Annotated in this window: 18 protein-coding genes; 9 read left to right on the top strand and 9 right to left on the bottom strand. The window is 39.6% G+C overall.

What is annotated here, in order from left to right:
- Window positions 1-22: 22 nt before the first annotated feature.
- Window positions 23-511 carry a DUF4149 domain-containing protein gene (locus NOS7524_RS10365; protein WP_015138435.1) on the bottom strand — a complete coding sequence of 163 codons (489 nt, stop codon included), beginning with the start codon at window positions 509-511 and terminating at the stop codon, window positions 23-25.
- A 210-nt stretch (window positions 512-721) separates the two neighbouring features.
- Between NOS7524_RS10365 and NOS7524_RS10360 the strand changes: the two genes are divergently transcribed.
- Entirely contained in the window at window positions 722-1,294 is a 573-nt protein-coding gene (locus tag NOS7524_RS10360; protein ID WP_015138434.1) for a DUF2808 domain-containing protein, read from the top strand.
- A 754-nt stretch (window positions 1,295-2,048) separates the two neighbouring features.
- A complete protein-coding gene (locus NOS7524_RS10355; protein ID WP_015138433.1) occupies window positions 2,049-2,723 on the top strand; it encodes a hypothetical protein in 675 nt (224 codons plus the stop codon).
- An 11-nt stretch (window positions 2,724-2,734) separates the two neighbouring features.
- Here NOS7524_RS10355 and NOS7524_RS10350 read toward each other — a convergent pair whose 3' ends face one another.
- Window positions 2,735-5,326: an adenylate/guanylate cyclase domain-containing protein gene (locus tag NOS7524_RS10350; RefSeq protein WP_015138432.1), complete on the bottom strand. Its 2,592-nt coding sequence runs from the start codon at window positions 5,324-5,326 to the stop codon at window positions 2,735-2,737.
- Between the two features lie 419 nt (window positions 5,327-5,745).
- On the opposite strand from NOS7524_RS10350, the gene NOS7524_RS10345 reads away from it, so the two are divergent.
- Entirely contained in the window at window positions 5,746-6,096 is a 351-nt protein-coding gene (locus NOS7524_RS10345) for a Rieske (2Fe-2S) protein (RefSeq protein WP_015138431.1), read from the top strand.
- A gap of 74 nt (window positions 6,097-6,170) precedes the next feature.
- Here the strand turns inward: NOS7524_RS10345 and NOS7524_RS10340 are convergent, their stop codons facing one another.
- On the bottom strand, window positions 6,171-7,715 hold the full coding sequence (locus NOS7524_RS10340; RefSeq protein ID WP_015138430.1) for a flavin-dependent dehydrogenase: 1,545 nt from the start codon (window positions 7,713-7,715) through the stop codon (window positions 6,171-6,173).
- A gap of 431 nt (window positions 7,716-8,146) precedes the next feature.
- Between NOS7524_RS10340 and NOS7524_RS10335 the strand changes: the two genes are divergently transcribed.
- The 6 genes from NOS7524_RS10335 (at window position 8,147) to NOS7524_RS10310 (ending at window position 14,820) form a co-directional block, all read left to right on the top strand.
- A complete protein-coding gene (locus NOS7524_RS10335; RefSeq protein WP_015138429.1) occupies window positions 8,147-9,451 on the top strand; it encodes a glycosyltransferase in 1,305 nt (434 codons plus the stop codon).
- Window positions 9,452-9,531: 80 nt separating this feature from the next.
- On the top strand, window positions 9,532-10,557 hold the full coding sequence (locus NOS7524_RS10330; RefSeq protein ID WP_015138428.1) for a glycosyltransferase family 2 protein: 1,026 nt from the start codon (window positions 9,532-9,534) through the stop codon (window positions 10,555-10,557).
- An 87-nt stretch (window positions 10,558-10,644) separates the two neighbouring features.
- Window positions 10,645-11,517 carry an ABC transporter permease gene (locus tag NOS7524_RS10325; protein WP_015138427.1) on the top strand — a complete coding sequence of 291 codons (873 nt, stop codon included), beginning with the start codon at window positions 10,645-10,647 and terminating at the stop codon, window positions 11,515-11,517.
- A gap of 2 nt (window positions 11,518-11,519) precedes the next feature.
- Window positions 11,520-12,797: an ABC transporter ATP-binding protein gene (locus tag NOS7524_RS10320; protein WP_015138426.1), complete on the top strand. Its 1,278-nt coding sequence runs from the start codon at window positions 11,520-11,522 to the stop codon at window positions 12,795-12,797.
- A 15-nt stretch (window positions 12,798-12,812) separates the two neighbouring features.
- Window positions 12,813-13,703, top strand: coding sequence for a glycosyltransferase family 2 protein (locus tag NOS7524_RS10315; protein WP_015138425.1), 891 nt, complete (start codon window positions 12,813-12,815; stop codon window positions 13,701-13,703).
- A 124-nt stretch (window positions 13,704-13,827) separates the two neighbouring features.
- Window positions 13,828-14,820, top strand: coding sequence for a glycosyltransferase (locus NOS7524_RS10310; RefSeq protein WP_015138424.1), 993 nt, complete (start codon window positions 13,828-13,830; stop codon window positions 14,818-14,820).
- A 45-nt stretch (window positions 14,821-14,865) separates the two neighbouring features.
- Here the strand turns inward: NOS7524_RS10310 and NOS7524_RS10305 are convergent, their stop codons facing one another.
- From NOS7524_RS10305 to NOS7524_RS10280, 6 genes are all read right to left on the bottom strand, one after another.
- Window positions 14,866-17,124 carry a hypothetical protein gene (locus NOS7524_RS10305; protein ID WP_015138423.1) on the bottom strand — a complete coding sequence of 753 codons (2,259 nt, stop codon included), beginning with the start codon at window positions 17,122-17,124 and terminating at the stop codon, window positions 14,866-14,868.
- A 240-nt stretch (window positions 17,125-17,364) separates the two neighbouring features.
- Window positions 17,365-18,687 (bottom strand): CO2 hydration protein, encoded by a 1,323-nt coding sequence (locus NOS7524_RS10300; protein WP_015138422.1) that lies wholly within the window; start codon window positions 18,685-18,687, stop codon window positions 17,365-17,367.
- 126 nt (window positions 18,688-18,813) lie between these two features.
- Window positions 18,814-20,313, bottom strand: coding sequence for an NADH-quinone oxidoreductase subunit M (locus NOS7524_RS10295; RefSeq protein ID WP_015138421.1), 1,500 nt, complete (start codon window positions 20,311-20,313; stop codon window positions 18,814-18,816).
- A 142-nt stretch (window positions 20,314-20,455) separates the two neighbouring features.
- Entirely contained in the window at window positions 20,456-22,315 is a 1,860-nt protein-coding gene (locus NOS7524_RS10290; protein ID WP_015138420.1) for an NAD(P)H-quinone oxidoreductase subunit F, read from the bottom strand.
- A 234-nt stretch (window positions 22,316-22,549) separates the two neighbouring features.
- Window positions 22,550-22,945 (bottom strand): MGMT family protein, encoded by a 396-nt coding sequence (locus NOS7524_RS10285; RefSeq protein ID WP_015138419.1) that lies wholly within the window; start codon window positions 22,943-22,945, stop codon window positions 22,550-22,552.
- A gap of 92 nt (window positions 22,946-23,037) precedes the next feature.
- Window positions 23,038-23,220: a hypothetical protein gene (locus tag NOS7524_RS10280; protein ID WP_015138418.1), complete on the bottom strand. Its 183-nt coding sequence runs from the start codon at window positions 23,218-23,220 to the stop codon at window positions 23,038-23,040.
- Window positions 23,221-23,390 lie beyond the last annotated feature (170 nt).

Raw genomic sequence — 23,390 nt, 5'->3', positions numbered from 1 at the left:
AAAAACTGCAAAATATGACTCTTTACGACTGCTGCCAACAACGAATAAACAATGTACCACCTGCTACTAACTTGATGACCTCTAGGAAGAAATAACCACCGTGAAGTAGATTCATTTCTGTGGGAATTGTGGATACTGTGTCAAATAAATTGAGATGTACCCCAACTGCACACATTTGCGGTGTTAATAAATAGGTGTTAAAAAGTGCGATCGCTAACAGTGTCACACCCAAAATCACACAGCTGATATTCCACTGGTCATGAGTTTTGTTCCAAACCAGTACACCAGTCAAGACTACAGCCGCAAACAATAATTCCAGGCGATTAAATACCCAAAAAATCACATACCCTGCTGTAGTGAAATCAGGTTGTTGCATCATCCCGGATAGATAAAGACTAGGCATAACTACCCAATCTAACAATAGGCTAGCACTGAGCCAAAAGCCCAAAGCAAATAAGACAACAGCTTGCCAACTTGGCCGCTTGTATTCCAGTTTAGAAATAGTATCCATAAGAATAATTGCCTGTGTTGTATCTTTAGTTTGTAACTTTCATAGTAACCTTGACAACAGATATCAATTATCTTTAACAAAGTATTGGTAGCTTTAGCAAATAATCGTGATTATTAGTAGGTATTAATAACAAATATTAAGTTTATCAAAGAAGTTTGAACTAATAGTCAAAAGTATAATTATTGTCTATTTACTTATCTCAGTAAAGCCATGCGTCTTGCAGTTTTATTTGGTACAGCGATCGCCACTACAGCTATCATTGATGGATATATTTCCCCGCAGAGTCAAGCCATTCAATTACAAGATGGCACAGTTTATTTTGCTCAACCCCCGCGTCTAGTCGAAGCTGCAACTACCTACAATGAAGTTTATGCTTGGGGCGCAAAGTATTATTTCACCATCAGTCTGCCAGAGAACGCAGGTGAACCCTTACAAAAGATGACGATTAATCAGCGTGAGGGAGTAGATAGCATTCGTTTTGACCTCAAAAATAGCTTTGCTTTTGAGGGTACGCGCTCACGTAGAGGAGAGAAAATCGGATTGAAAGATGTAACTGGCGATCGTAAAACCAGAACTGTGTCTATAACCTTTGATCCTCCAGTACCTCCAGGGAAAACCATCACCATAGGTTTGAAACCCTGGCAAAATCCCGCAGTTTCAGGTGTGTACTTATTTGGAGTGACAGCATTTCCCCAAGGAGAGAAAACCCACAGTCAGTTTCTTGGTTTTGGCAGATTACATTTTTATGATCATAGGAGAAACTATCTTCCCTACGGTTGGTAATGAATGGGATGATTTTAAACAAATAGAAGTAATTTTTTGTCTTAAGTAAAACAAGGTAAATAATTAAAGGTTTGTAGTAAGAACTTTAGTTCTCTCTGCAAGACGCTCCGCGAACGCGGAGCGTCCCGCAGGGAACAGAAAAGGACTAAAGTCCTTACTAAGAACTGAATCCTGGTATTTTGATATTGCTTAACATAGTTTGGTTTTTTCCAGTCTTTCTACTTATCCCAATTCTATGAGAAGCTGCACCAAATAAATTCTGTAGAGACGTTCCATACAACGTCTCTACAACAACCTATAAATTGCATCTCAGATAAAAAAAACGGTATCAGCTAAATTATATACTAAAGACTTTCATATGTGATAAAAAATACCTTGTATCACAATGATATCCGAAGCATACGGTTATCTTCATCAAAATTTTAATCAAATTGAGCTTCTAGGATATTGCATATTAATTTTGTATATGAGACTATCAGCAAATGTACACAAACTTTTATTAACCTTATCTTAATATTGGAGCCTTGTAAATCAAAGATTTCAGTTTTTGCGACCAAAAAACATACCTTCTGATCGTTTAAATAATGCTTGATAGACATGGTAAACATCCAGTCTGATGGATTAAATTTATACCCATCAGTAAATCATTATATGTATCAAAACATTCATCATAATACGGTGAAAGAAAGCATTATGCACAGCTAAAGATAAAAAAGGCTGTGGTCAGGTAGCTCGATAGGAAACTTAGACAATCATGCACAAATTTACCAGCCAATCTATATACACGCATCAGTTAAAAGTAGTTTTGTTGATAGCTTTGGCAACAATCATTCCATTATCTTCCGTTTTAATAGTTGTTGCTTTAACAAGTGATTTAAACTTAGATCACTTGACGATGGATCAGTCAGATGCAGCAGGTATACCTCGCTATATAGGTTTATTTTCCAACATTGGTATGTTATTTTGGTGTGCTGGTGCAGCAATTTGTCTATTCAGTTACCGAATACTGAAAACAGTAAATAAGTTGTCAGAATACACCTCATTTTTATTGTATTCTGGACTTTTAACAACCTTATTATTATTAGATGATTTCTTTCTATTACATGAAATTATTTCTACAAAATTAAACATTAGTGAGCGTATAGTCTATATAACTTATCTCATCATCTTCTTTAGGTTTTTTATCCAATTTAGAAGAACTATTCAGAAAACAGAATTTCTAATTATTTTGGCCGCACTTATGTGTTTTGCACTATCTATTGTTGCCGATACAATATGGCAAGGAATCCCCATTTTTGTAGAGGATACATTCAAGTTCATCGGCATTACGAGTTGGTTTACTTATTTTTTCCGCCTAAGTCTGCGAGAGGTTAGCACAATATCTCATCTTGTACCCTTTAAGCAGAAAATAGATTCTGTAATTAGGTAGATACACAGCATCTATTTTTCCTGAAAAGTCCAAACGCCCTCATCCCATTCTTGAGGTGTTGGGGGTGATTGTAACCAATGCTGACAACGTAGAAGGTGTAGCATAGCGGCTTTATCGTGCTTATCAACAGCTAAAACATTAGCAAATTCTGCTCTAGCTAAAGTAAACTCTTGCTGCACATAATACTCTCGTCCTTGATGATAATGCTCGATAACTTGCAGTTTCTCACTGCCAATAGAGTCGGAACGCAAACCCACTAATTCGTAGATTGCTACAGGCTCATTTCTACCTTTGACACGAATGTAGTCTAGTTCTCGCGCCCAGATATGATTTTGGCAAGGTTTGTAAGTGTTATCACTAATAATAATGTCACAACCGTACTGTTTACTGACACTTTCTAGTCGAGAGCCTAGGTTAACGCCATCACCAATAGCAGTGAATTCCATGCGTTTACTAGAGCCAATATTGCCACTAATTACCGTATCAGAATTAATCCCAATGCCAATATTGATTTGTGGTTTATTAACTGCGTGGCGACGTTGATTGAATTCGTGTAACCGATGGCGCATTTCTATGGATGTTTGCACCGCCATCCAAGCGTGTTCTTCTAGGGGAAGAGGAGAACCAAACACAGCCATAATGGCATCGCCGATGTATTTATCGAGAGTACCTTTGTGTTTAAAAACCGCCTCTACCATTGACTCAAAATATTCATTGAGCATACTTACCACTTCTTCCGCTTCCAGATTTTCTGTCAAGGTGGTGTAGCCACGAATATCGGAAAATAAAATTGAAACTTCCTTGCGATCGCCTCCTAATTTAGCATCATCCAATTTCAGCAGTTCTTCTGCTAACTCTTGAGTCATGTAGCGGTACATGGTACTTTTGAGGCGCTTTTCATCACTGATATCTTCCATTACTACCAGTGCGCCCCGGACTTGTTGTGGGTCACTAGCATCAGCAATAGTATTAATAGATAAATTTATACTATGCTGTTCCGTTTCTGGGTCAGTGCCTAAAAGGGTACGATCTGGGTAATATTGCTGGCGGCGTTTGGGGTCTTTACTTTGTAAGGCATCCCGACACCATTTACTAAAGTTACCTTCTTTGATGGCGATCGCTTCATTAATTAATTTACCTTCTAAACGATCTTCAACTTCCAAACCCAACAAGCGTTTAGCACTTTCATTCGCCGCAATGATTGCCCCTGCCTTATCAGTGGAAATTACACCATTAGAAAGACTCCGCAAAATATCTCTTTGCAATTGTTCTTGTTGTTTCACTGTGGCAAACAACTGAGCATTTTGTAGTGCTACCCCAGCTTGAATATTAAAAGCTTCCATGAATTCTTCGTCATTGCGGTCAAAACTGGCTTGGAAGCATTCCGGGGCTTGTGGCCAATCAGCCGGATTATAGGGCGGAAAATCCCCGGATTTCTTTTTATTTACCAGTTGGGTAACACCAATTAACTCTTGATCAGCATTAAATACTGGCATACACAGTAAACTACAGGTACGGTAGCCATTTTGCTGATCCATTTGCTTGGCTGTTTCCGAGTCTGGATGATCGTACAAATCAAAGGGGATATTCAGTTTATGACCGGATGCTGCAACTATCCCCGCAAACCCTTTACCGATGGGAATACGTAACTCCTTAGTAGAACCATCATCTTGAGTAATTTTCGTCCATAATTGCTGGCGATCGCGATCTATGAGCCAGAGGGTACTGCGATCGGCGTTCATCAGTTCCTTGGCTTCATCCATCACCCGTTTGAGGGTGTCTTCCAAGTCCAGACTGCTTTGGCTCAGAGACTTCACCGCTTTCATCATTGCCGCCGCCGCTCTTTGTTTTTGGGTAGCGATGTAAAAAGAGCGTGACGACTCCAAAATCAGGCGAATTGAAGGGGCAAATTCCTGAAATAAATCTTCGTCAGCACCAGTAAAGCCTATCGTATCAATGCGTTCTGCTAGTGGGGCATCATGATCGTATGTAGATTTTAATTTATTAAGTAATTGTACGACGGCGACTAATTGCCCTTGTTCAGTTAGAAGGGGTAAAGCCAGCATCGTGTAAGTCCGATAGCCAGTGATTTTTTCTTTTTCTTGAGCAAATATCGAACGCGGATCATTATAAAAATCAAAAGGGATATTTACTACTTTCTTAAAAGTGGCGACTTCTCCAGCAATGCCCTTATCGGCAGGAACGCGAATTTCTAGAGAGCGATCGCCTTCTCCTGCGGCGACTATTGACCACAGTTCTTGTTTCTCTTCATCTAATAAAAATATAGTTGTTCTGTCTGCGCCCAACAATTCCCCAGTTTTTAAGGTAATTGAGTGCAACATTTCTTGCAAGATGGTTTCAAACCCCTGAGAATCCAACATCGAGAGGGTTTGATGGACAATCTGTAGTTTTTGCTCGACTCCTGTAACAACTTGTTTAAAAGTATCTTGAGTCAGGGGAGCCAGAAATGAAGAAATTGTACCTTTCCTGCGAGCTAAAGCTCCCACAGGAGAAGAATTTACTGGCAAACCTTGATCTTCTTGGTTGTGAACCCCAATAATCAAATCGGCAGTTTCCCCAAAACTACGCTGTTGCACTGACATAGGTAATTTTTTATATAGCGGGATTAGATTTTAGGCATTTATCTCAGTGTTGCTCAAGGCCAATAGCCATTGACATTACCCACAGTTTAATCTGTTGTGAGGTCAACGTCATCCTGCTGTCATCATTGTTTTACCTAGCCTCTAACAATTTTTATCAACATCAAATAACTCAAAGCTGATCATCCAGCCATGAGTTAACAGAAAGGCAGCTTTGTTTATTTGTATACTATTACCGCAAGCTATTACTGAGTTAACTAACTATGCTTGTGGGAATATTACATACTATGATTCCCATTAATTCCTATAAAGTAACAACTCTTGCTGCAAATTTCCCTGCTGAGGATGAATCAATAAAACCATCAGTTTATGGAATGATTGATTTAAGATGCTGCATCCTGTAAACAGCAAGAGAGGTATTAATGAACTGGATTCAAGTTCTTTCCCAAGATGAATTACCACCTAATGGACGTAAAGCGGTAAAAGTCGAACAACGCAAAATCCTATTAATTAACCATAACAACCAAGTTTTTGCGGTAGAAAATTCTTGCCCTCACATGAAGTTACCTATGCAGAAAGGTAAAATCACAGATGATGGGGCTATTGTCTGTCCTTTTCACCGTAGCGCCTTCGACTTATCTACCGGTAATCCCAAAGAATGGACTCCCTTTCCCCCTGGTATTGGGAAATTGATGGGTATGATTTCCCCAGAAAAAGGACTTTCTGTTTTTCCTACTCGTGTTGAAGAAGGTAATATCTGGGTGGGATTGTAATATTACGTCTGCTTGATTACTTAATCAACCCGAAGAACCACGCCCTGCCCCGTTCACGGGGTTGGGTGCTGGGTTTAAAAATCAGAGTAATCAGCACCAGAACCAAACTGCCAAGCATCAACCCAGCGATGCCAATAATATTGCTGTGTAGTGGGTAGATTTTTCATCCCAGCTTCTAAAATGGGAGTCAAACTATAGAAAGCAGCATAAAACCCTAAATTGCCATAATGCACCAACCAATCTAATAAGTTAATTAAACCCACCTGGGGAATAATTTTGGCAACTAAACCCGGATGATTTAAACCTGTTTTCACTAGGGTTTGTGTCAGGGCGGAAAATTGTACTATGTCTTGTAAAAATGGCTTTAGCACTGGTGTACCCAACTGCTGCATTTCTTGAAATACCGCAGACAATAATTGGTTAATTTGCTCTGGGGGAATTGTCTGATTGACACCAACACTCATAGCTTTTTGAAATAACCAAGTCACACTCAGACTCGGTTGGTATGGTTGCAGTTGTGCCAATGCTTTTGCAGACAGTTGCTCAGTTTGTATTGCCTCATCAATCCCAATGGTTAACCGCTTGAGATGGCGTACCATTGCCCCAAAACCGCCAAAACTTAGTGGTGACTGATTACCGCTACTATCTCCCACTGGTAAAATGCGATGCCAAGGGGTTTGCAGGGGACTTTGACGATAGCTGGGGAAGAAGCCAAATAAGGCGCGTTGCAATTGCAGTTGGCTTAATTCTACACCTTGATATTCTGGTAATAAACGCAGATATTCCTCAAACAAAGCTTCTAGGTTTAAGTGTTGGGGATGGGCATCCATATAGGTAAATAAGTAAGTCGTTCTACCATCCCTTGCTGGGAAGGCTTCCCAAAAATACTGACATTGATTCTGCAAAGAGGTAAATGATAAGATTAAATCGCCAGAGTTGTTTTCTGGGAAACCTTGGGCGCAACTGCCCACCACTAAGCATAAAGCATCGGGTTTTTTGCCTTGGCGTGCTTGTTGGGTGATGGGGGAAAGATGCCCCATTGCGTCGAGTAATAATTTGGCTTTGTATTGATGATTGACTATCACCCCATCTGGGTGAACTACTGCTGTGCTAAAGGGTGTGTTTTCTAATAGTTCTCCACCAACTGCCAGAAATTTGGTTTTGAGTGTAGCTAATAAATAAACCGGATCTACACCAATATTCAAGACATCTTTTACCCAAACTTCTCCACCATCTGTAAATTTGACCCTAGCTGGATTGTATTCTGTAGCGATCGCCTTGGCTAATTCTTCTTCAGTTAGTAAGTTCAATTCTACAAATACTTCTAACTCCTTGCGGGAAATATTCCACTCCTGTTCCCTCCCCCGCAAAATCCCCCGTTCCAGCAACGCCACCCGCAACCCCCGCACTGCTAAGGCGCAACCAATTAAAATACCTAATGTACCACCACAGATGATGACATCCCAATCTACAGCACCTAAAGGCTGTTGACTTTCCTTGACTACTGCGGGTATGGGTGCAGTGTTTTCTCTAATAGACTTGAGGATGTCGTCAGTACGACGCAAGCCTTCTAAAACATTGCCCGGTAGTTGAGAGAGAATTTCTTCAGTTAGGGGCATAGACATTTACCCTAGCAGAGTTACTACTATGACTAATTTTAACTTTTTAAAAGTATATTCATTATTGCATCAATTTTAACCCAAAATTATTTTATACATAATCTTTATTTAACCTTTGTTTGTAAAGTTACATAAATTCTATTTTTGTTTATCATGAACAAAGGTTTCTCAGCATTTGATCCGCATTCAAAACCGAGAAGTTGTTCATGTCAAATCATAGATTGATTTATCGCTGATCAGGACGATTTTGGCAGAAATATTAAAATCTATCTAGAGAAACATTATTCTTTTTTTACTTGATAAATATTATTTTTTAATATATGATCACTCATGTTGCTTAACTCTTTAAATAAAGATAGGAAAACATATCAATTGCTGGCAATTAGTATATAGATTAAGCTTGAAAAACACTCTGAATAGTGAGATTTATCATGAAAATTGCCTTCATAGTAGGAAGTTTCCCTGTTCTATCAGAAACATTTATTGTAAATCAAATTATAGGTTTGATTGAAAGGGGACATGAAGTAGATATTTATGGTACTGATAATTGCAATCTGAATAATAATGTGAAAGTACATCCAGATGTAGAAAAGTATCAGTTGCTTCAGTTCACTCACAATGAGCCAGGAATTCCAGAGAACTATTTGTGGCGATTGATTAAAGCTGTAGGATTAATAATTACGAATATTCACAAATCCCCTTTAGTGTTATTGCGATCGCTCAATTTTTTCAAATATGGTAGATCAGCTATTTCCCTACGGTTGCTATACTTAGCCATCCGCCTTTTAGAATCTCCAAAGTATGACATTATTCACTGTCAGTTTGGCACATTTGGCTTATTAGGCATGATGCTGCGTGATATGAATGCAATTAAAGGCAAGTTAATCACTTCCTTCCGTGGTTATGATATCAGCTTATTTGTACAGCAGCGTGGAGAAAATGTTTATAAATCTTTATTTGCTCAAGGAGATTTCTTTTTGACAAACTGTGAATTTTTTCAAAAAAGAGCGATCAAACTAGGCTGTGATGCCCAAAAAGTTGTAGTGCATGGTTCAGGTATAGATTGTAGTCGTTTTCCTTATCAGCAAAGAAATCCTGATGCTAAAGGTAAAATCCGTATTGCTACCACTGGTCGTCTCATTGAAAAAAAAGGCATAGAATATGGAATCCGGGCTGTTGCTCAAGTAAGTAGAATTTATGAGAATATTGAATATAACATTATTGGAGATGGCGAATTAAAGGAAAATTTACTGCAACTTATCCAGTCATTAAATCTTAATTATAAAGTTAATTTACTAGGATGGAAAAACCAGACAGAAATTATCAAAATACTTGAGCAAACCGATATTTTTATCGCTCCTAGTGTGACAGCTAAAGATGGCAACCAAGATGCACCAGTTAATACTTTAAAAGAAGCAATGCTCATGGGTTTACCAGTGATTGCTACGGCTCATGGTGGCATTCCTGAATTAGTCAAAGATGGTGTTTCTGGTTTTGTAGTGCCAGAGCGAGACGCTCATGCTATTGCTGAAAAATTGACTTATTTGATTGAACATCCAGAAGTTTGGTCTGCAATGGGTCATGCTGGTCGAAATTATGTAGAAACAAACTACGATATCAACAAGCTGAATGATGAGCTAGTGAAGATTTATCGCCAAGTTCTTAACCATAATTTAGCACCCCAAAAGCCAGCCTTAGCTCCAGCCGTTAGTATGCAGTACCAAGGAATGAAATAAACTCTCCAAAATTATTTAGCTCTTATTTTATTGAGCTACAAACACATTCAAATTAAGATAACGAAAGGATATTAATTAATATGATCGATTCATCTGCGATCGCTAAACCGGATATTACCATTATTGTTTCTCCTAGAGAACGTTTTAGTTGCACCCGTGAAGCCCTAGAAAGTATTTATGAGCATACAGATTATCCTTTTAAATTAATTTATATAGATGGCGGTTCTCCCATTCACATCAAAGATTATTTAGCCATCCAAGCACAAGAAAAGCAATTTCAACTGATTCGCACGGATTATTATCTTTCCCCTAACCATGCGCGTAACCTTGGTTTGCGTCATGTCACCAGCAAATATGTTGTTTTTATTGATAATGACGTGATAGTTACCCCTGGTTGGCTCAAGCCTTTAGTTGAGTGTGCAGAAGCAACTGACGCAACTATAGTTAGTCCCCTCATCTGTCAGGGTACACCTCTGCACGCAGAAGTACATTGTGCAGGCGGAGAATCGGGAATCAAGGTGGAGACTAAAGGCGAAACCATCAGAAAGCGGATGATTGAGAAAATTTATAAACAAGGACGGAAAGTTACAGATGTCAGACCTCAGTTACAACGCCAACAAACTGGTCTAGCAGAGTTTCACTGCATGATGGTACGCACAGAGATATTTCAACAAATTGGTCTGTTGGATGAAGCACTGCTCAACACCAAAGAACACGTTGATTTGTGTATTTTGGTTGCTGAGGCTGGTGGTAGTATTTATCTAGAACCAGAATCTTTAATGACTTATGTCACAGGCAAACCATTAGAAGCATCAGATATCCATTACTATATGCTGCGTTGGAGCGATGCTTGGGAACTAGCCAGCCTCAAACGCTTACGCGAAAAGTGGAACCTCACCGAAGACGAATACTTTCAGAATAAATACAAACGCTTAGGATGGCGGCGACACATGGCAATTATCAATCCCCTAGTGGGTAAATTGCCCATCGGCAAATTTGGCTCACGGGTGGTGAAGAAAATTTTACAGATGATAGATAAGATAGCTAACCGTTACATTACCAGCCGCTACTCACAAACAGCGTTGCAGAACGGTGGGATGAATTAGGGTGATTAGAGGAAGCAGGGGAGACAAGGGAAATTTTCCTAGTCCCCAATCTCCAATCCCCACTATTTAGACAAAGGGTGAGAAATCTTGAAGCAAAATCACAGACTTAACGCTCAACTACCTGAAATTATTTATACACCTGAAAGTCAACTGAGAAATCCCCTCAGCTTACTGCGGCAAATGTGGCGAGACTTGCTAGCATCCCGTGAACTAGCTTGGCGGTTGATGGTGCGAGATATCAGCGCCCAATATCGACAATCCTTTTTAGGTATAGTTTGGGCTTTTTTACCGCCAATTGTGATGGCTGCTAGTTTTACCCTTGCTAATGATGCTCAAGTCATTAATGTGGGAAAAACCGATTTACCCTATCCAGCTTATGTTATGTTTAGCACTGCATTATGGCAGACCTTTGTGGAAGCTTTAAATGGGCCAGTACAAGCGGTGACAGTAGCCAAAATCATGTTAGCTAGGGTAAACTTTCCACGGGAAGCATTAATTTTGGCAAAAGTCGGAGAAGTATTTTTTAATTTTGGGGTCAAGCTAATTTTAATAGTGGGATTGTTTATTTGGTTTCGCATTCCCGTTAGTTGGACAGTAATTTTAACGCCAGTGCCATTAATTCATTTAGTCTTGCTAGGAACATTTATTGGGATTTTATTAGCTCCTTTGGGGGTGTTATATCAAGATGTTTCCAGAGGACTAAGTTTGATTACAGGATTTTGGTTATTTCTTACGCCTGTAATTTATCCAGTTCCCACCGAGGGAACCTTTGGGTTATTAGTGAGGTTGAATCCGGTTACACCTTTATTAGTAACAGTACGAGATTTAGCTACGACAGGTGCTGTATCAGAACCTCTTGGATTTTGGCTTGTGAGTGCAATTACTCTGGTAGGATTGCTACTAACCTGGATTGTATTCCGTCTAGCTATGCCTTTTGTGGTTGAGAGAGTAAGTTCATAATAATGACTGAATTAATAGAACAAAAAATTTCTGTCCAACCGAGAGATGCTGAAGTAGTAATTTCAGTTGATCATGTTTCTAAAAAGTTTTGTAGAAATTTAAAGCAGTCTTTATTATATGGTGTGCAAGATATTGCCACCGAGTTATTAGGAGCTAGAAGGAAAAGTGATACTTTGCGCTACAAAGAATTTTGGGCGCTTAAAGATGTCAGCTTTCAACTTAAACGGGGAGAAGCTCTTGGTTTAGTGGGTTCAAATGGTGCTGGTAAAAGTACATTGCTCCGCATCATTAGTGGTTTGATTAAACCTGATACTGGCTGTGTGAAAGTTAGAGGTAGGGTAGCGCCATTAATTGCTTTAGGGGCAGGATTTAATCCTATTTTGACAGGACGAGAAAACATTTATGCCAATATGGCAATTCTCGGTCTATCTACAAAAAAAATCAAAGAGAGATTTCAAGAAGTTATAGATTTTTCTGAGATTGGTAATGCTATTGATGCGCCTGTACAAACCTATAGTTCTGGAATGGCAGCGAGACTGGGTTTTGCTTGTGCGGTTCATGTAGAACCAGATATTTTATTAATTGATGAAGTGCTAGCGGTAGGTGATATCAAATTTAAAATGAAGTGCCATAGAAAGTTAGCAGAACTACGGGAGAAAGGCACAGCTTTTATTTTAGTTTCTCACAACTCCCATAGCATTCTTAACGTTTGTAATTCATCAATTTATTTATCAAAAGGTGAATTAATTACATCTGGTGAAACAGAAATAGTAATTCGTAAATATGAAGAAGACCTATGTTTAAGTGGTACGGAAATTGCTTTGGGAAGACTGATTTTACCTGAAAAGCCAGAGTCTGAAAGTTTAGGATTAGATATCACCTCTGTATTTTTTAGAGATGAGCAGGGCAATTTACTAGAAGCACCACTGGCTGGTGAACCTGCTTATTTATGTGTGGAATGCAAATCTTATGAAAAAATTGACCAAGCAAATTTAGGCTTATTGGTAACAGCTTTATCAGGAGAAAATGGACTGGTTCAGTATATAACCTCTAACTGCGATCGCGAGGATTTAACTATCCTACCAGGAAAATCAGAAATCCGTATGTATATGCCATACTGCTCTTTTGCTCCTGGTGTATATAGTGCCAAAATATATATCAGAAGAGGTGTAAAATCTTTTGATATTGTTGAATCCTTTCGATTTACTGTGAAGACTAATAAAACTATCAGTAGATGTTTATTTTATCAGCCACGTAATTGGCAAGTGATTCATCAATAAATTCAGGTATTGCAAATGAGTAAGCCTCTACTCAGCATCATTATTCCTACTCACAACCGACCCCACCTAGTAACTCAAGCTGTGAAAAGTGCGCTAGAGCAAACTATGGCAGATTTGGAAGTGATTGTGGTTGATGATGCTTCCACTCAGCCGATAGATTTACCCAGTCATCCTAAATTACGGCTGATTCGCCTATCGCAGCCTCATGGTGGTGCGGGAACTCGTAACGTTGGACTAGAAGCCGCCCTTGGACGATGGGTAACATTTCTTGATGATGACGATCGCCTACTGCCCCATATGGCAGAGGTATCATTAGAGGCGTTATCGCAAACATCCTTACCTGCACCTGTGGCAGTCATCTCCGGTTTAGAAGAAGTCAACTCCCAAAGTCAGGTTTTAAGTAAGCGTTTACCACCACCACTCCGTCCAAAAGGCGCACATTTCTTTCTGGAAGAACTCGAACCCGGAAAATCTTACAATACCAAGCAAACCTTAGTAGTTGAGCGTGAGGTACTGCAAAAAATTGGGGGTTGGGATGATGATATGCGATCGCGTGTTCATTCAGAATTATTTTTAAGACTTAACCCCGCTTGCTCAATTATAGGTCTACCCATCATTACCTACCAGTTATCTAACCACGAGGGGCAAAGAGTTTCACGCAATCCCATGCTTCGCCAAGAAAGCTTTTTACGCCTAGTGAATAAACATAAATCACTTTTTCAAGTCCATCCGCAAATGTTTGCGAAGTTTGTCTATGAACACGCCCGCAAATGTTACGAAATGGGTCTAAAACGAGAAGCTTTCTCCAATTTATGTTGGGCTATGCAAATAGATCCACTAAACATAGTTCCTCGCATTGCTACTAGATTTTATCAATCGGGAATCAAACTCTTAATTCGGAATTAGTAATTACATAGAGGAATCATATTTGATTTTTGTTGGCGTAGCTTGCGCTGGCGCTGCATAATTGCGGGATGATTTATCGCTTTCTTGTCCCCTATCACCTATCCCCTATTTAGGATTACTCTATATGCTCAAAAAAGTTTCTGTAATTATACCATGTTTTAATGCGGAAAAGTGGGTGTCAGAAGCAATTGATAGCTGCTTAAAACAAACATATTCTAATATTGAAATCATTGTAGTTGATGATGGTTCTACAGATAATTCCTTAGAAATTATCAAAAGCTACGGTGATCAAATTATCTGGCGGAGTTTCCCCCATCAAGGAGGTAATTACGCTCGTAATCACGGCTTTGATTTATCTGATGGAGAATATATTCAATACTTAGATGCAGATGATTATATTTTACCCGAAAAGATAGAACGACAAGTCAGTTGTTTAGAAACCACAGGTGCAGATGTTATTTATGGAGATTGGAGACATCAGCGACACTTAGCTAATGGTTCGAGTTTGTTAGAGAAGATAGAAGTTTCGCAACCGCAAGCAGATATTTTAGCGGCTTTACTAGCTAATTGGTGGGTGGCTTTGGCTGCTTTAATGTATAGGAGAAGCGCAGTAGAAAAAAGTGGGGGATGGGATGAAAATTTATCAGCAGCCCAAGATAGAGATTTTTTTCTCTCAGTGGTGATGGCTGGAGCTAGAGTTGTATATCAACCCGGATGTCATGCTATCTATAGAAGGTACGGTTCTGTGACAGTTTCGACTGCTTCTAAAAGTCGTTGGTTAACAAACCACCATTTAGTATTAAAGAAAGTAGAGCAGCAATTGTTGGAGAGAAACCAACTTTCTCAAGCTTATCGTCAGGCTTTAGCTACGTCGTATTTTGAACTGGCTAGAGAAGCTTTGTTCTTGGAATATACCCAATACATCATGTTTTTAGAAGAGGCTTTGGTAATGTTTCCAGATTTCAAAGCTAATAGTAAGAGAAAATTTTATAGGCTAGTGCAAGATATTTTAGGCTTTCGACAAACTGAACGTGTTGCCTGTAGTATCTTGTTCGTCAAAAAGTTTGTGAATTCTAGTCTATCTTCTCCAAAAACAAAACTAGAAATCACATCATAAGCCTCTAGCCCCTAATTCCTAAACCTGTTTCATCGGGAATATCTTCTATTTATAACAGATGAGTTGTTGCATTAGTCGCTCTCGAATTTTTTTATCCTGAATTGCTTGAGCTACAACCAAAGCTTGATTGTAATCGCCAGTTTGCGTTCTGAGCAGAGCAATTCTTTCTAAAGAACTACCTCTATCACTGTCATCATCTACAACTGTAATATCTGGTGGATTGCCAAAAGTCAAAACCCGTGATTCTGGGTTAGGGATAGTTTTGGCGGCGGCAAATGCTAAGTCTAAAACTTGTCTGGCTGACTGCATTTTACGGGCGCGAATATACGCTTCTGCAATAGTAGTTAAACCTCTAGTTTTATTTTCTGGAGTTTTGGTAGTTTTATATAGTGTATTAGCAATATCAATTGCTTCCCCACCATGATCAATTATGAGTCTGGCAATGTCTGGTAATTGGTAATCTCGTGTTTCTGTAGACATAGCTTGTGCAACCTGAAAAGCAGCAGTATATTGTTTAGCTGCTATCAAATTTTCTGCCATTGTGCGTAAATTATTATCACGCACACCCGCATCTTTTTCTGTGAAAACTGATTGTATAGCTTCACCTAATAACTTTTTGCCTTGGGGCTGATTTTCTAGTTGGAAAAATGCCTGTGCGACACTGGTTAAACCTAAAGCACGCTTTTGTGGTGCTAATTTTCTGGCATCATTAGTTGCTTGAGTTAGCAGCTTATCGCTTTGGGATGTTCTGCCCGATGCAGTGGCAATTAATGCTAATGTCTGTATTTTATAGGGTGAATTACCAGAATTACTAATTTGCTGAGTGATGGCGATCGCACGTTCTATTTGCTTATTTTTAGCATAGGCATAACCAACCTTTTGTAATAGGCGATCGCGCTGTTCAACATCCCCTTGATTTAAACTTTGAGCCGCCTGTAAAGTCAGGTCGATTTTTCCCTCTTTAATGGCTGCATCTGCAATTCGGAGAAACCAACTATCCCTACCCATAAAATCAGTATTTTTTGTCTGCTTTAATAAGTCAAAAGCAAGTTTATACTGTTTGGCATTCAGGGAATTTAATAAGATATTTTGCAAATATCCCACAGGTTCTAAAGCCTGCGGTGTTTGAATTAAGGGGATAATTTCTGTAATAATTCTATCAGCTTTTTGTATCTGTCCAGCTTGACTATATTCATTAGCGATAATGCCTAAAGTCACAGCTTTTTGTTCAATATTTTGTAGCGGTTGTGCTGCTGTATAAGCTGCATCTCTCTGTCCACCTTTGGCATAAGTTTGGATTAGGAGTGCTTGATTATAAACTGCACTACTATCAGTGTTAACTGCTTGCAAAGCCGCCGCGAATGCTTGTGCCGCTTGCTTTTCTTGTCCTTTATTCCCAGCAGCTAGGGCAATTTCTACTAAACTCCTACCTTTAAACTCTGGTGTTTCTAAACTTTGTGCTAGTTTTTGCGCCGCTTCTAATTGATTTGTTTTAGCTAAGTGCTTAACTACTTCAAATAACATCCGAGAACGATAGTAAACGTGTGATATTTGAGGTGCTAGTTGTAAAGCTCGTTCTGTTTTACCTAATTGGGCGTAGGTAGCAGCAATAGGTTCTAATACCAGAGTGCGGCGGACTGGGTTTTGAGTTTCTATTTTTTGGGCAAATTGCAGTGACTGCGCCAAAACTTTTTCGGCTGGGGCTGTTTGTTTCAGAGCAAGGTATTCTTGAGCGATGGGAGTTAAAGCTTTAGTTTGAAACTCTGCTCCTTTAATGAATTGACTAGCCGTTAATGCTTGTGTGAGGGATGATAAAGCTAGTTGTGGTTCGTCAATGATGCGGAAATAATTAGCAATTTTGGTAAATGTTTTAGTTTTGATAGAGCTATAACCACTATTTAAACTCTGCGTTAAGCGTGTCAATGATGTCAGTAATTGGATACTTTGTTTTTTCTGGCTTGGTTCTATTTGTTTAATTGCTCTACCCAATAGGGAATACTCAATTAAGTCATTATCTATCAGGCGATTAAGTAAATTTGTGGTGACTGTAGGATTATTGGCTGCTAGAGCAATAGCTATAGCTTGATTAAATTGGGTAATAGCTTGCTCATTTTTACTTTCGGCAATACTTTGTTCAGCTATGGAGATGACTTGATTAATTTGTAGCTCTACATCTTGCTGTTTTTGTTGTTGACAATTGCTAGTTTGAGCTATTGCAGGGGATAAGAGGGGCAAACCAACAGTATCAAATAGCACTAAAAGTAATAATGTCGAAGTAAAAAACTTGAAATATGAATTTTTCATACTGAATAATAACGGTTTTCATGGCAGCGTCATTGTTATATACAGCCAATTCGGTAGTTATTACGCGGAATATCCCGCTATGGGTTTATCAAGTTTTTCAATAATCTGAGTAGAGAAAAATTAATACTAAGTGTAGTAATGATACTTAAAGCTGATCCGATGAGGAAAGGAAATTACTGGCAGGCGATCGCACAGTGTTTAGATAAATTAGAGGGACGCAAAGCCTTGCGCCCCTACTAACTATCTATAATCTTGACTTTGAACATCTCGCAAACGGGCAGCATTCCGCATCCCATATTCCGAACGAGTAAAGCGACTTAGTTGGGCTTCAAAAAACTCGCGGTTGGCTTGCAAATGTTTGGGATTGGGATCATCTAAAGGATATAACAGGGCAGTTCGCAACGCCTGAATTACCGCAGAGGTAACATTATACATTGACCTTTGGAAACTAATACCCAACTGAATCAATGTATCTTCCTCACCTCGACAATATTGTTTGTAGTAATCAACAAGATACTGGGGTAAGAAATGTAACATATCTTGCATTAATAATGTCGGTGGAATGCCCGCAGTTCCTACAGGAAACACATCTGCGTAGAGAATACCATAGTGGAAGTCTTTTTGGTCATCAGGTACTTGACCAGCTTGAGCATTATATGATTTTGTACCTCTAAAGGGTGCAGTGCGGTAGAATACTGCTTCTACATAGGGTAATGCAGCCTCATATAACCAAGTAAATCCTTTAGACTTGGGAATAATTTCGTAGCATTCCCCACGAATATACACATGATGGTAAATGGGACGACCGGCAACTGCAAATATCCCATTGACTAAAAAGTTCATGGCATCAGGGACACCTTTAAAGCCACCTTCATCATAGATATCCGACATTTCAAAGAATACCGGAGCCATGACTTCCCAGAACAGACCGAGGTTAGCATAATATGACATCTGGCGGCACTGTTCCAAAAACATATCGGGGAACAGCTTATACATTCCCAGCATTACTGGGTTGCCCTGAAAATAAGCTTTAATTGCCTTATCTGCGTTAGCTTTGTATTCTTCTGAGTCGAGGTAAGCATCAAATTGATTAACTGGCGCATACATATGACGATGCCAAAGCATAGCCCGCATACAAGCTTCCGCAAATTCCATGTTAATGCGATCGTGCAGTAAGTGATGCAATAACTTAGGTATTTTGAAGGTTTCACCCTTTTCCATAAATGCCAACAGTTCGGGGTGGGCTGTAGCTTCACCGCGCCAAATTCTTAAATCAGCATCATCACCAGCGTAATGGTTATGTCTTTCTAAATACTCTTTCGAGATGAAGTATTTGAAAAAGGAAAAGGGATTTAAAAATACCTGTTCAGCAATATAAAGCAAGTCACGCCAATAGAAATCCATCGGTACGGCGTAAGCTTTATAAATACCGATAATTTGCATTAAATTTTCTGGCGTATCTGGCAACATCGAACCGCCGGCTTCTAGGCGATATATGATATCAGCAAATTCATGCTGCGAAGGCGGAATTTTAGTTACAGGTTTATCTGGAGTTTGTACCATATATTTTTGTGAATTAAATTTAAAAAATGGGGACTGGGGATTGGGGATTGGGGACTGGGGATTGGATAAAAATCTACCTTGTCTCCTCTGCTCCCCTGCCCCTCTGCTCCCCTGCTCCTCTACTACTTACTTCAAAGCCACTTGAGAAACTATAGTTTTTTCCAGAGGCGGAATTACCGCTACCATTGCTGTAGTTGTGGGTTCACTCCAACGTACTAACCAATTGGGTTGTATTCCTAAAAAGATAATCAGAGAAGCCAAAACTAAGGCTGGTATTTTTTCCGCCCATGCAACTTTGGGATAGTAGGCTAAGTTATCTAACTTGCCAAAGCAGGTACGGTTGAGGAGGATGACGAAATACACTGCTGTTAAGCCGCTAGAGGCTACACATAATAATGTGGGCAAGGGAAAGACTGAGAAACTACCCTGAAAAACAATAAATTCTGCAATAAATCCCGTTAAACCAGGAATTCCCGCACTCGCCATGCCACTGAGAACCAGTAGCGCACTAATTAGCGGTAAACCCCGAATAGGACTCATCAAACCATTGAGTTTGTCTAATTCACGAGTCCCAACTTTGGCTTCTACAATCCCAACTAGATGAAAGAGAATTGCCAGAATTAAACCGTGGCTGAACATCTGGGAAACAGCACCCACCAGTGCTAAAGCGGTGCTAGAGGCACTAGCGAGTAATACATAGCCCATGTGACCGATAGAGCTGTATGCTACCATGCGCTTGATATCTTTTTGGGCGATCGCAATCACTGCCCCATAAATTGCACTAATCGCTCCCCAGATTGCTAAGGTTGGCGCAACCACACTCCAAGCTTGGGGAAGCATTCCCATGCCAAAACGCAACAGTCCATAGGTTCCCAACTTCGCTAATACACCACCCAACAAAATCGCAATGGGTGCAGAAGCTTCAACATAAGCATCAGGTAGCCACGTATGGAAGGGAACGAGGGGAATTTTGATCCCAAAGCCTAAAATAATTCCTGCTAAGAGAACTAATTGCAAACCGGCGGAGATGCTTTGAGTTGATACAGCATCAAAGGCAAAGCTAGTAGAACCAGTTAGCCATACCATACCCAAGAAGGTTGCTAAAATCAAAGCCCCGGAAACAGCAGTATAAATTAGAAACTTGATACCTGCATAAGCCCGTTTTTCTCCTCCCCAAATCGAAATTAATAAATAGAAGGGGATTAATTCTAATTCGTAAAACAGGAAAAATAGTAGTAAGTTTTCTGCTAAGAAAGCTCCAGCTACGCCACCACTGACTAATAAAATCAGGGAATAAAAAAGTCTGGGGCGTTCAGTCTCTTTACTACTGCTGTAAATTGCAATCCAGGTGAGTAAGCTATTGAGTACCAACATCAAGATTGATAAACCATCAACTCCTAGTTGATAACTCAAACCCAAGGTTTCATTCCAAGGTAAATACTCTTGAAATTGCATCCCTGGATTGCTGATATCAAATTTCAGCAAAATAAATAAATTCCAGAGTAAAACTACGCCAGCAATAGTTAAAGCAACTAATCTCACCCGACTAGCTGGGACGACTTTACCAGGTAAAAACCCGATAATTATAGCACTGATAATTGGTATCCAAATTAAAGCACTCAGCATAAATAGCAATCCGATTTGATTTCTAAAATTATCTGCGTAGGTAGGCAATAGGCACTCTTGCAATAGAAAAGAAGGAAGTAGAGGTGTACTAAAAAATCCAAAATCCAAAATCCAAAATTCGGAGGTTCAACAGTTAGGACTATTAAAAAATCAGACTTAAAAACTGTACTCCCCAGAATGGCCAAGTTACCCATGCACCCAAAACACCTACTCCTAGGAGAACAGTGAAGGCATAAAATTGAGTTTGTCCATTGGTGCTGTACTTCAAACCTTCGCCACCTAACAGCGAAAACAAACCAACAAAGTTAACAATGCCATCAACTACAAAGCGGTCAATCATATCAGCAAATTTTGCCAGTTGAGCAACGCTGAAAATGATGGTCATGCGATAGAGTTTAGGGGTGTAAAAGTCGTAAGCTAATAAGTCTTGTAAGGGTTTCCAAGGTAGACGTACTGGTTTGGGAATATTGCCTAGATAAATTACACCGCTAATACTGCAACCGAAAATACTCGACCAAATTAGTAAAAGTGCCACATCTTTATTAAGAGTTGCCCAATTGGGTAATAGTGATAAGCTTTCTAATACCAAAGGTAGATGTAAAATAAAGCCCAATAAAATCATCATGGGTAGTACCATTGGCCAGTGAACTTCAGGCGATCGCTCACTCATTTGTTTAGCTTTACCACCAAAAATTAAGCCAAATTCTCTCGTTAAACTAACTGCTGTTAAGGCGTTAACGGCAATGATAATTCCTACTAACCAAGGGTGAGTTTCCCACAATCCATCAGCTAATTTTAGTAATGCCCAAAAGCTACCCAAGGGTGGAAAACCAATTAACCCCAAAGTTCCTAAAATAAAGGCTAACCCGGAAATGGGGCGACGTGTCCACAAGCCACCAAGTTGAGTAATGTCTTGGGTGATACTATTCCAGACAATACCGCCGGTACTCATGACTAAAAGTGCAGAGGCTATAGCATGGGTGAGTACCAACAATAAGGCGGCTTCGTCTTGTTGTGTGCCTACCGCTATGAACACTAAGCCCAAGTAAGCACTAACAGAATAAGATAAGCAGCGTTTAATATCAACTTGAGCGATCGCAATTAGGGAAGCACCAACGGCTGTGACTGCACCAATGGCTACGATGAAGGCAGAAACTAAAGGCGATAGAGTTAATACAGGTTGCAGTTTAATTAATACCCATGCGCCACTAGCAACTACTACCGAGTTCCGTAAAATTGTGCTGGGAACAGGGCCTTCCATTGCCTCATCTAACCACAAATGCAAAGGGAACTGAGCGCATTTACCCATCGGCCCTGCTACTAATGCTAAACCAACTAATGTCATGACAGTTGGATTAACATGAGCTGTTGCAGCCCATTCGGCTAATTCTGTGTAGTTCCAAGTCCCTGCGAGAGTCCATAATCCCAAGACTCCCATCAGTAAAAACAAGTCCCCTACCCGCTTGGTTAAGAACGCATCTCTAGCACCAGTGACTACTAAAGGTTGACTAAACCATAAGCCCACTAGCAGATATGTTCCTAAAGTCAGGATTTCCAAAATTACATAGCTAAAAAACAGATTATTACACAACGCTAAGGCGCAGAGTCCCGCTTCAAATAATCCCAATAAAGAATAGAAGCGCCCCCAGCCCCAATCCATTTCCATGTAGCCTACGGCAAAAATTTGCGCGAGGAAATTTAAGCCCGTTACTACTACCATTGCCCCCACACTGATGGAAGATATTTCTAGGGTGATGGTGAGGTTTAAGCCTGCTGTTGATAACCAAGGAATCAACACTGCTTGCGGCGGATGATTCCAGGTTGCTTGTAAGGCGATCGCGCTATGAATCAACGCTAAGAATGTCATTATTATATTGACATAACCTGCTGGTCTTGGCCCGGTTCTGCGAATGATTCCTGGCGACCAAGGAATAGCCAATAGTCCCCCTATTAACGCATAGCACGGAACTAGCCAAACAGTCTCAAGTAGAAACTGAGCCATGAAATTACCCTCTGGATTGATAGCAAAAACTAGCTATGCTGGGGGCAAATTTAATTTTGCTCCCAGTCAAGCTAAGTATCGTAGATTCAGGAAATTTATCTTTGCTTAATATTCTTAAATTTAGCTTACCTTCATATTTCTCAAAAGGGAATTATGTAACAAAATAAATCAACGATGTCTACTGTAAGTAATTCTTATATATATAAATAAAATATCTTATCCATAGACTTTACTCTATGAATCAAGGTCATCTAGATCATCTAGATAATGCTTTGTACTGTGATTCCAACTAACTAGCTGAACTGGGGAGCAAAATAACTCATTAAAGTTCTCAACATGATTTTTAGCCGCCAATTCGATTCCTTCTTGCTTGAGGTGTTGAATCTGGGCAAGATATCGAGAATTTAGCTTACCCACTGTGATTATGCCTTGATCAGCAACAACACGATACCAAGGGAATTTTTGCTGTTCTTCAAAGTTCAAAGTTGCCAAAATGTAGGCAACATGACGTGCCATAACGTTCAGGTGTTCACCAATTGCATTATAGGTAGTGATCCGCCCCACAGGAATCTGTGAGGTGATTTCTAAGACTCCTTGTTTGATTTGAATAAATGCTGAAGATTTTGGCATAGATGTTAAACCTCCTGTTGTATAAGGGTTTTAGAACATCATAGATATTGTCTTTTCCCACTCTACAACAAGACGGTACGATTTATGTACAACTAGAAGGTTTTTAGGTTTCCCAAGTTGATACAAGCAACAAAAGTTGATAGTTGGTGCAGTTGGCTGATGGGAGCGGGTTGCATATCCCGGTAATCCAATATTTGGACTATGATCAGATAGGCAATAGCTAACAAGATAGAAATTGCACCTGTAATAATTGCTACAATTTTCGAGCGATTCATTAGTATTTCCTACAATAGAGATATGAGTCTGTACCTAATATCTACATTGCCATAGTAGATGCCAAAACTCATATTCAATATACAAGGGTGCGTCAGTGTGAGAAACCCTAGCTATACCAAGAAATTATTCACACCGATGCACCCTACATTTGGAATATTTTTTCTTTGTA

Source organism: Nostoc sp. PCC 7524 (assembly GCF_000316645.1).
GTDB lineage: Bacteria > Cyanobacteriota > Cyanobacteriia > Cyanobacteriales > Nostocaceae > Trichormus.
This window is presented reverse-complemented; position numbering and strand designations above follow the sequence as displayed.

Excerpts from the sequence above, each read along its gene's own strand:
- NOS7524_RS10365 (WP_015138435.1), bottom strand. The coding sequence starts at position 511 with ATGGATACTATTTCTAAACTGGAATACAAGCGGCCAAGTTGGCAAGCT.
- NOS7524_RS10360 (WP_015138434.1), top strand. The coding sequence starts at position 722 with ATGCGTCTTGCAGTTTTATTTGGTACAGCGATCGCCACTACAGCTATC.
- NOS7524_RS10355 (WP_015138433.1), top strand. The coding sequence starts at position 2,049 with ATGCACAAATTTACCAGCCAATCTATATACACGCATCAGTTAAAAGTA.
- NOS7524_RS10350 (WP_015138432.1), bottom strand. The coding sequence starts at position 5,326 with ATGTCAGTGCAACAGCGTAGTTTTGGGGAAACTGCCGATTTGATTATT.
- NOS7524_RS10345 (WP_015138431.1), top strand. The coding sequence starts at position 5,746 with ATGAACTGGATTCAAGTTCTTTCCCAAGATGAATTACCACCTAATGGA.
- NOS7524_RS10340 (WP_015138430.1), bottom strand. The coding sequence starts at position 7,715 with ATGCCCCTAACTGAAGAAATTCTCTCTCAACTACCGGGCAATGTTTTA.
- NOS7524_RS10335 (WP_015138429.1), top strand. The coding sequence starts at position 8,147 with ATGAAAATTGCCTTCATAGTAGGAAGTTTCCCTGTTCTATCAGAAACA.
- NOS7524_RS10330 (WP_015138428.1), top strand. The coding sequence starts at position 9,532 with ATGATCGATTCATCTGCGATCGCTAAACCGGATATTACCATTATTGTT.
- NOS7524_RS10320 (WP_015138426.1), top strand. The coding sequence starts at position 11,520 with ATGACTGAATTAATAGAACAAAAAATTTCTGTCCAACCGAGAGATGCT.
- NOS7524_RS10315 (WP_015138425.1), top strand. The coding sequence starts at position 12,813 with ATGAGTAAGCCTCTACTCAGCATCATTATTCCTACTCACAACCGACCC.
- NOS7524_RS10310 (WP_015138424.1), top strand. The coding sequence starts at position 13,828 with ATGCTCAAAAAAGTTTCTGTAATTATACCATGTTTTAATGCGGAAAAG.
- NOS7524_RS10305 (WP_015138423.1), bottom strand. The coding sequence starts at position 17,124 with ATGAAAAATTCATATTTCAAGTTTTTTACTTCGACATTATTACTTTTA.
- NOS7524_RS10300 (WP_015138422.1), bottom strand. The coding sequence starts at position 18,687 with ATGGTACAAACTCCAGATAAACCTGTAACTAAAATTCCGCCTTCGCAG.
- NOS7524_RS10295 (WP_015138421.1), bottom strand. The coding sequence starts at position 20,313 with ATGCTGAGTGCTTTAATTTGGATACCAATTATCAGTGCTATAATTATC.
- NOS7524_RS10290 (WP_015138420.1), bottom strand. The coding sequence starts at position 22,315 with ATGGCTCAGTTTCTACTTGAGACTGTTTGGCTAGTTCCGTGCTATGCG.
- NOS7524_RS10285 (WP_015138419.1), bottom strand. The coding sequence starts at position 22,945 with ATGCCAAAATCTTCAGCATTTATTCAAATCAAACAAGGAGTCTTAGAA.
- NOS7524_RS10280 (WP_015138418.1), bottom strand. The coding sequence starts at position 23,220 with ATGAATCGCTCGAAAATTGTAGCAATTATTACAGGTGCAATTTCTATC.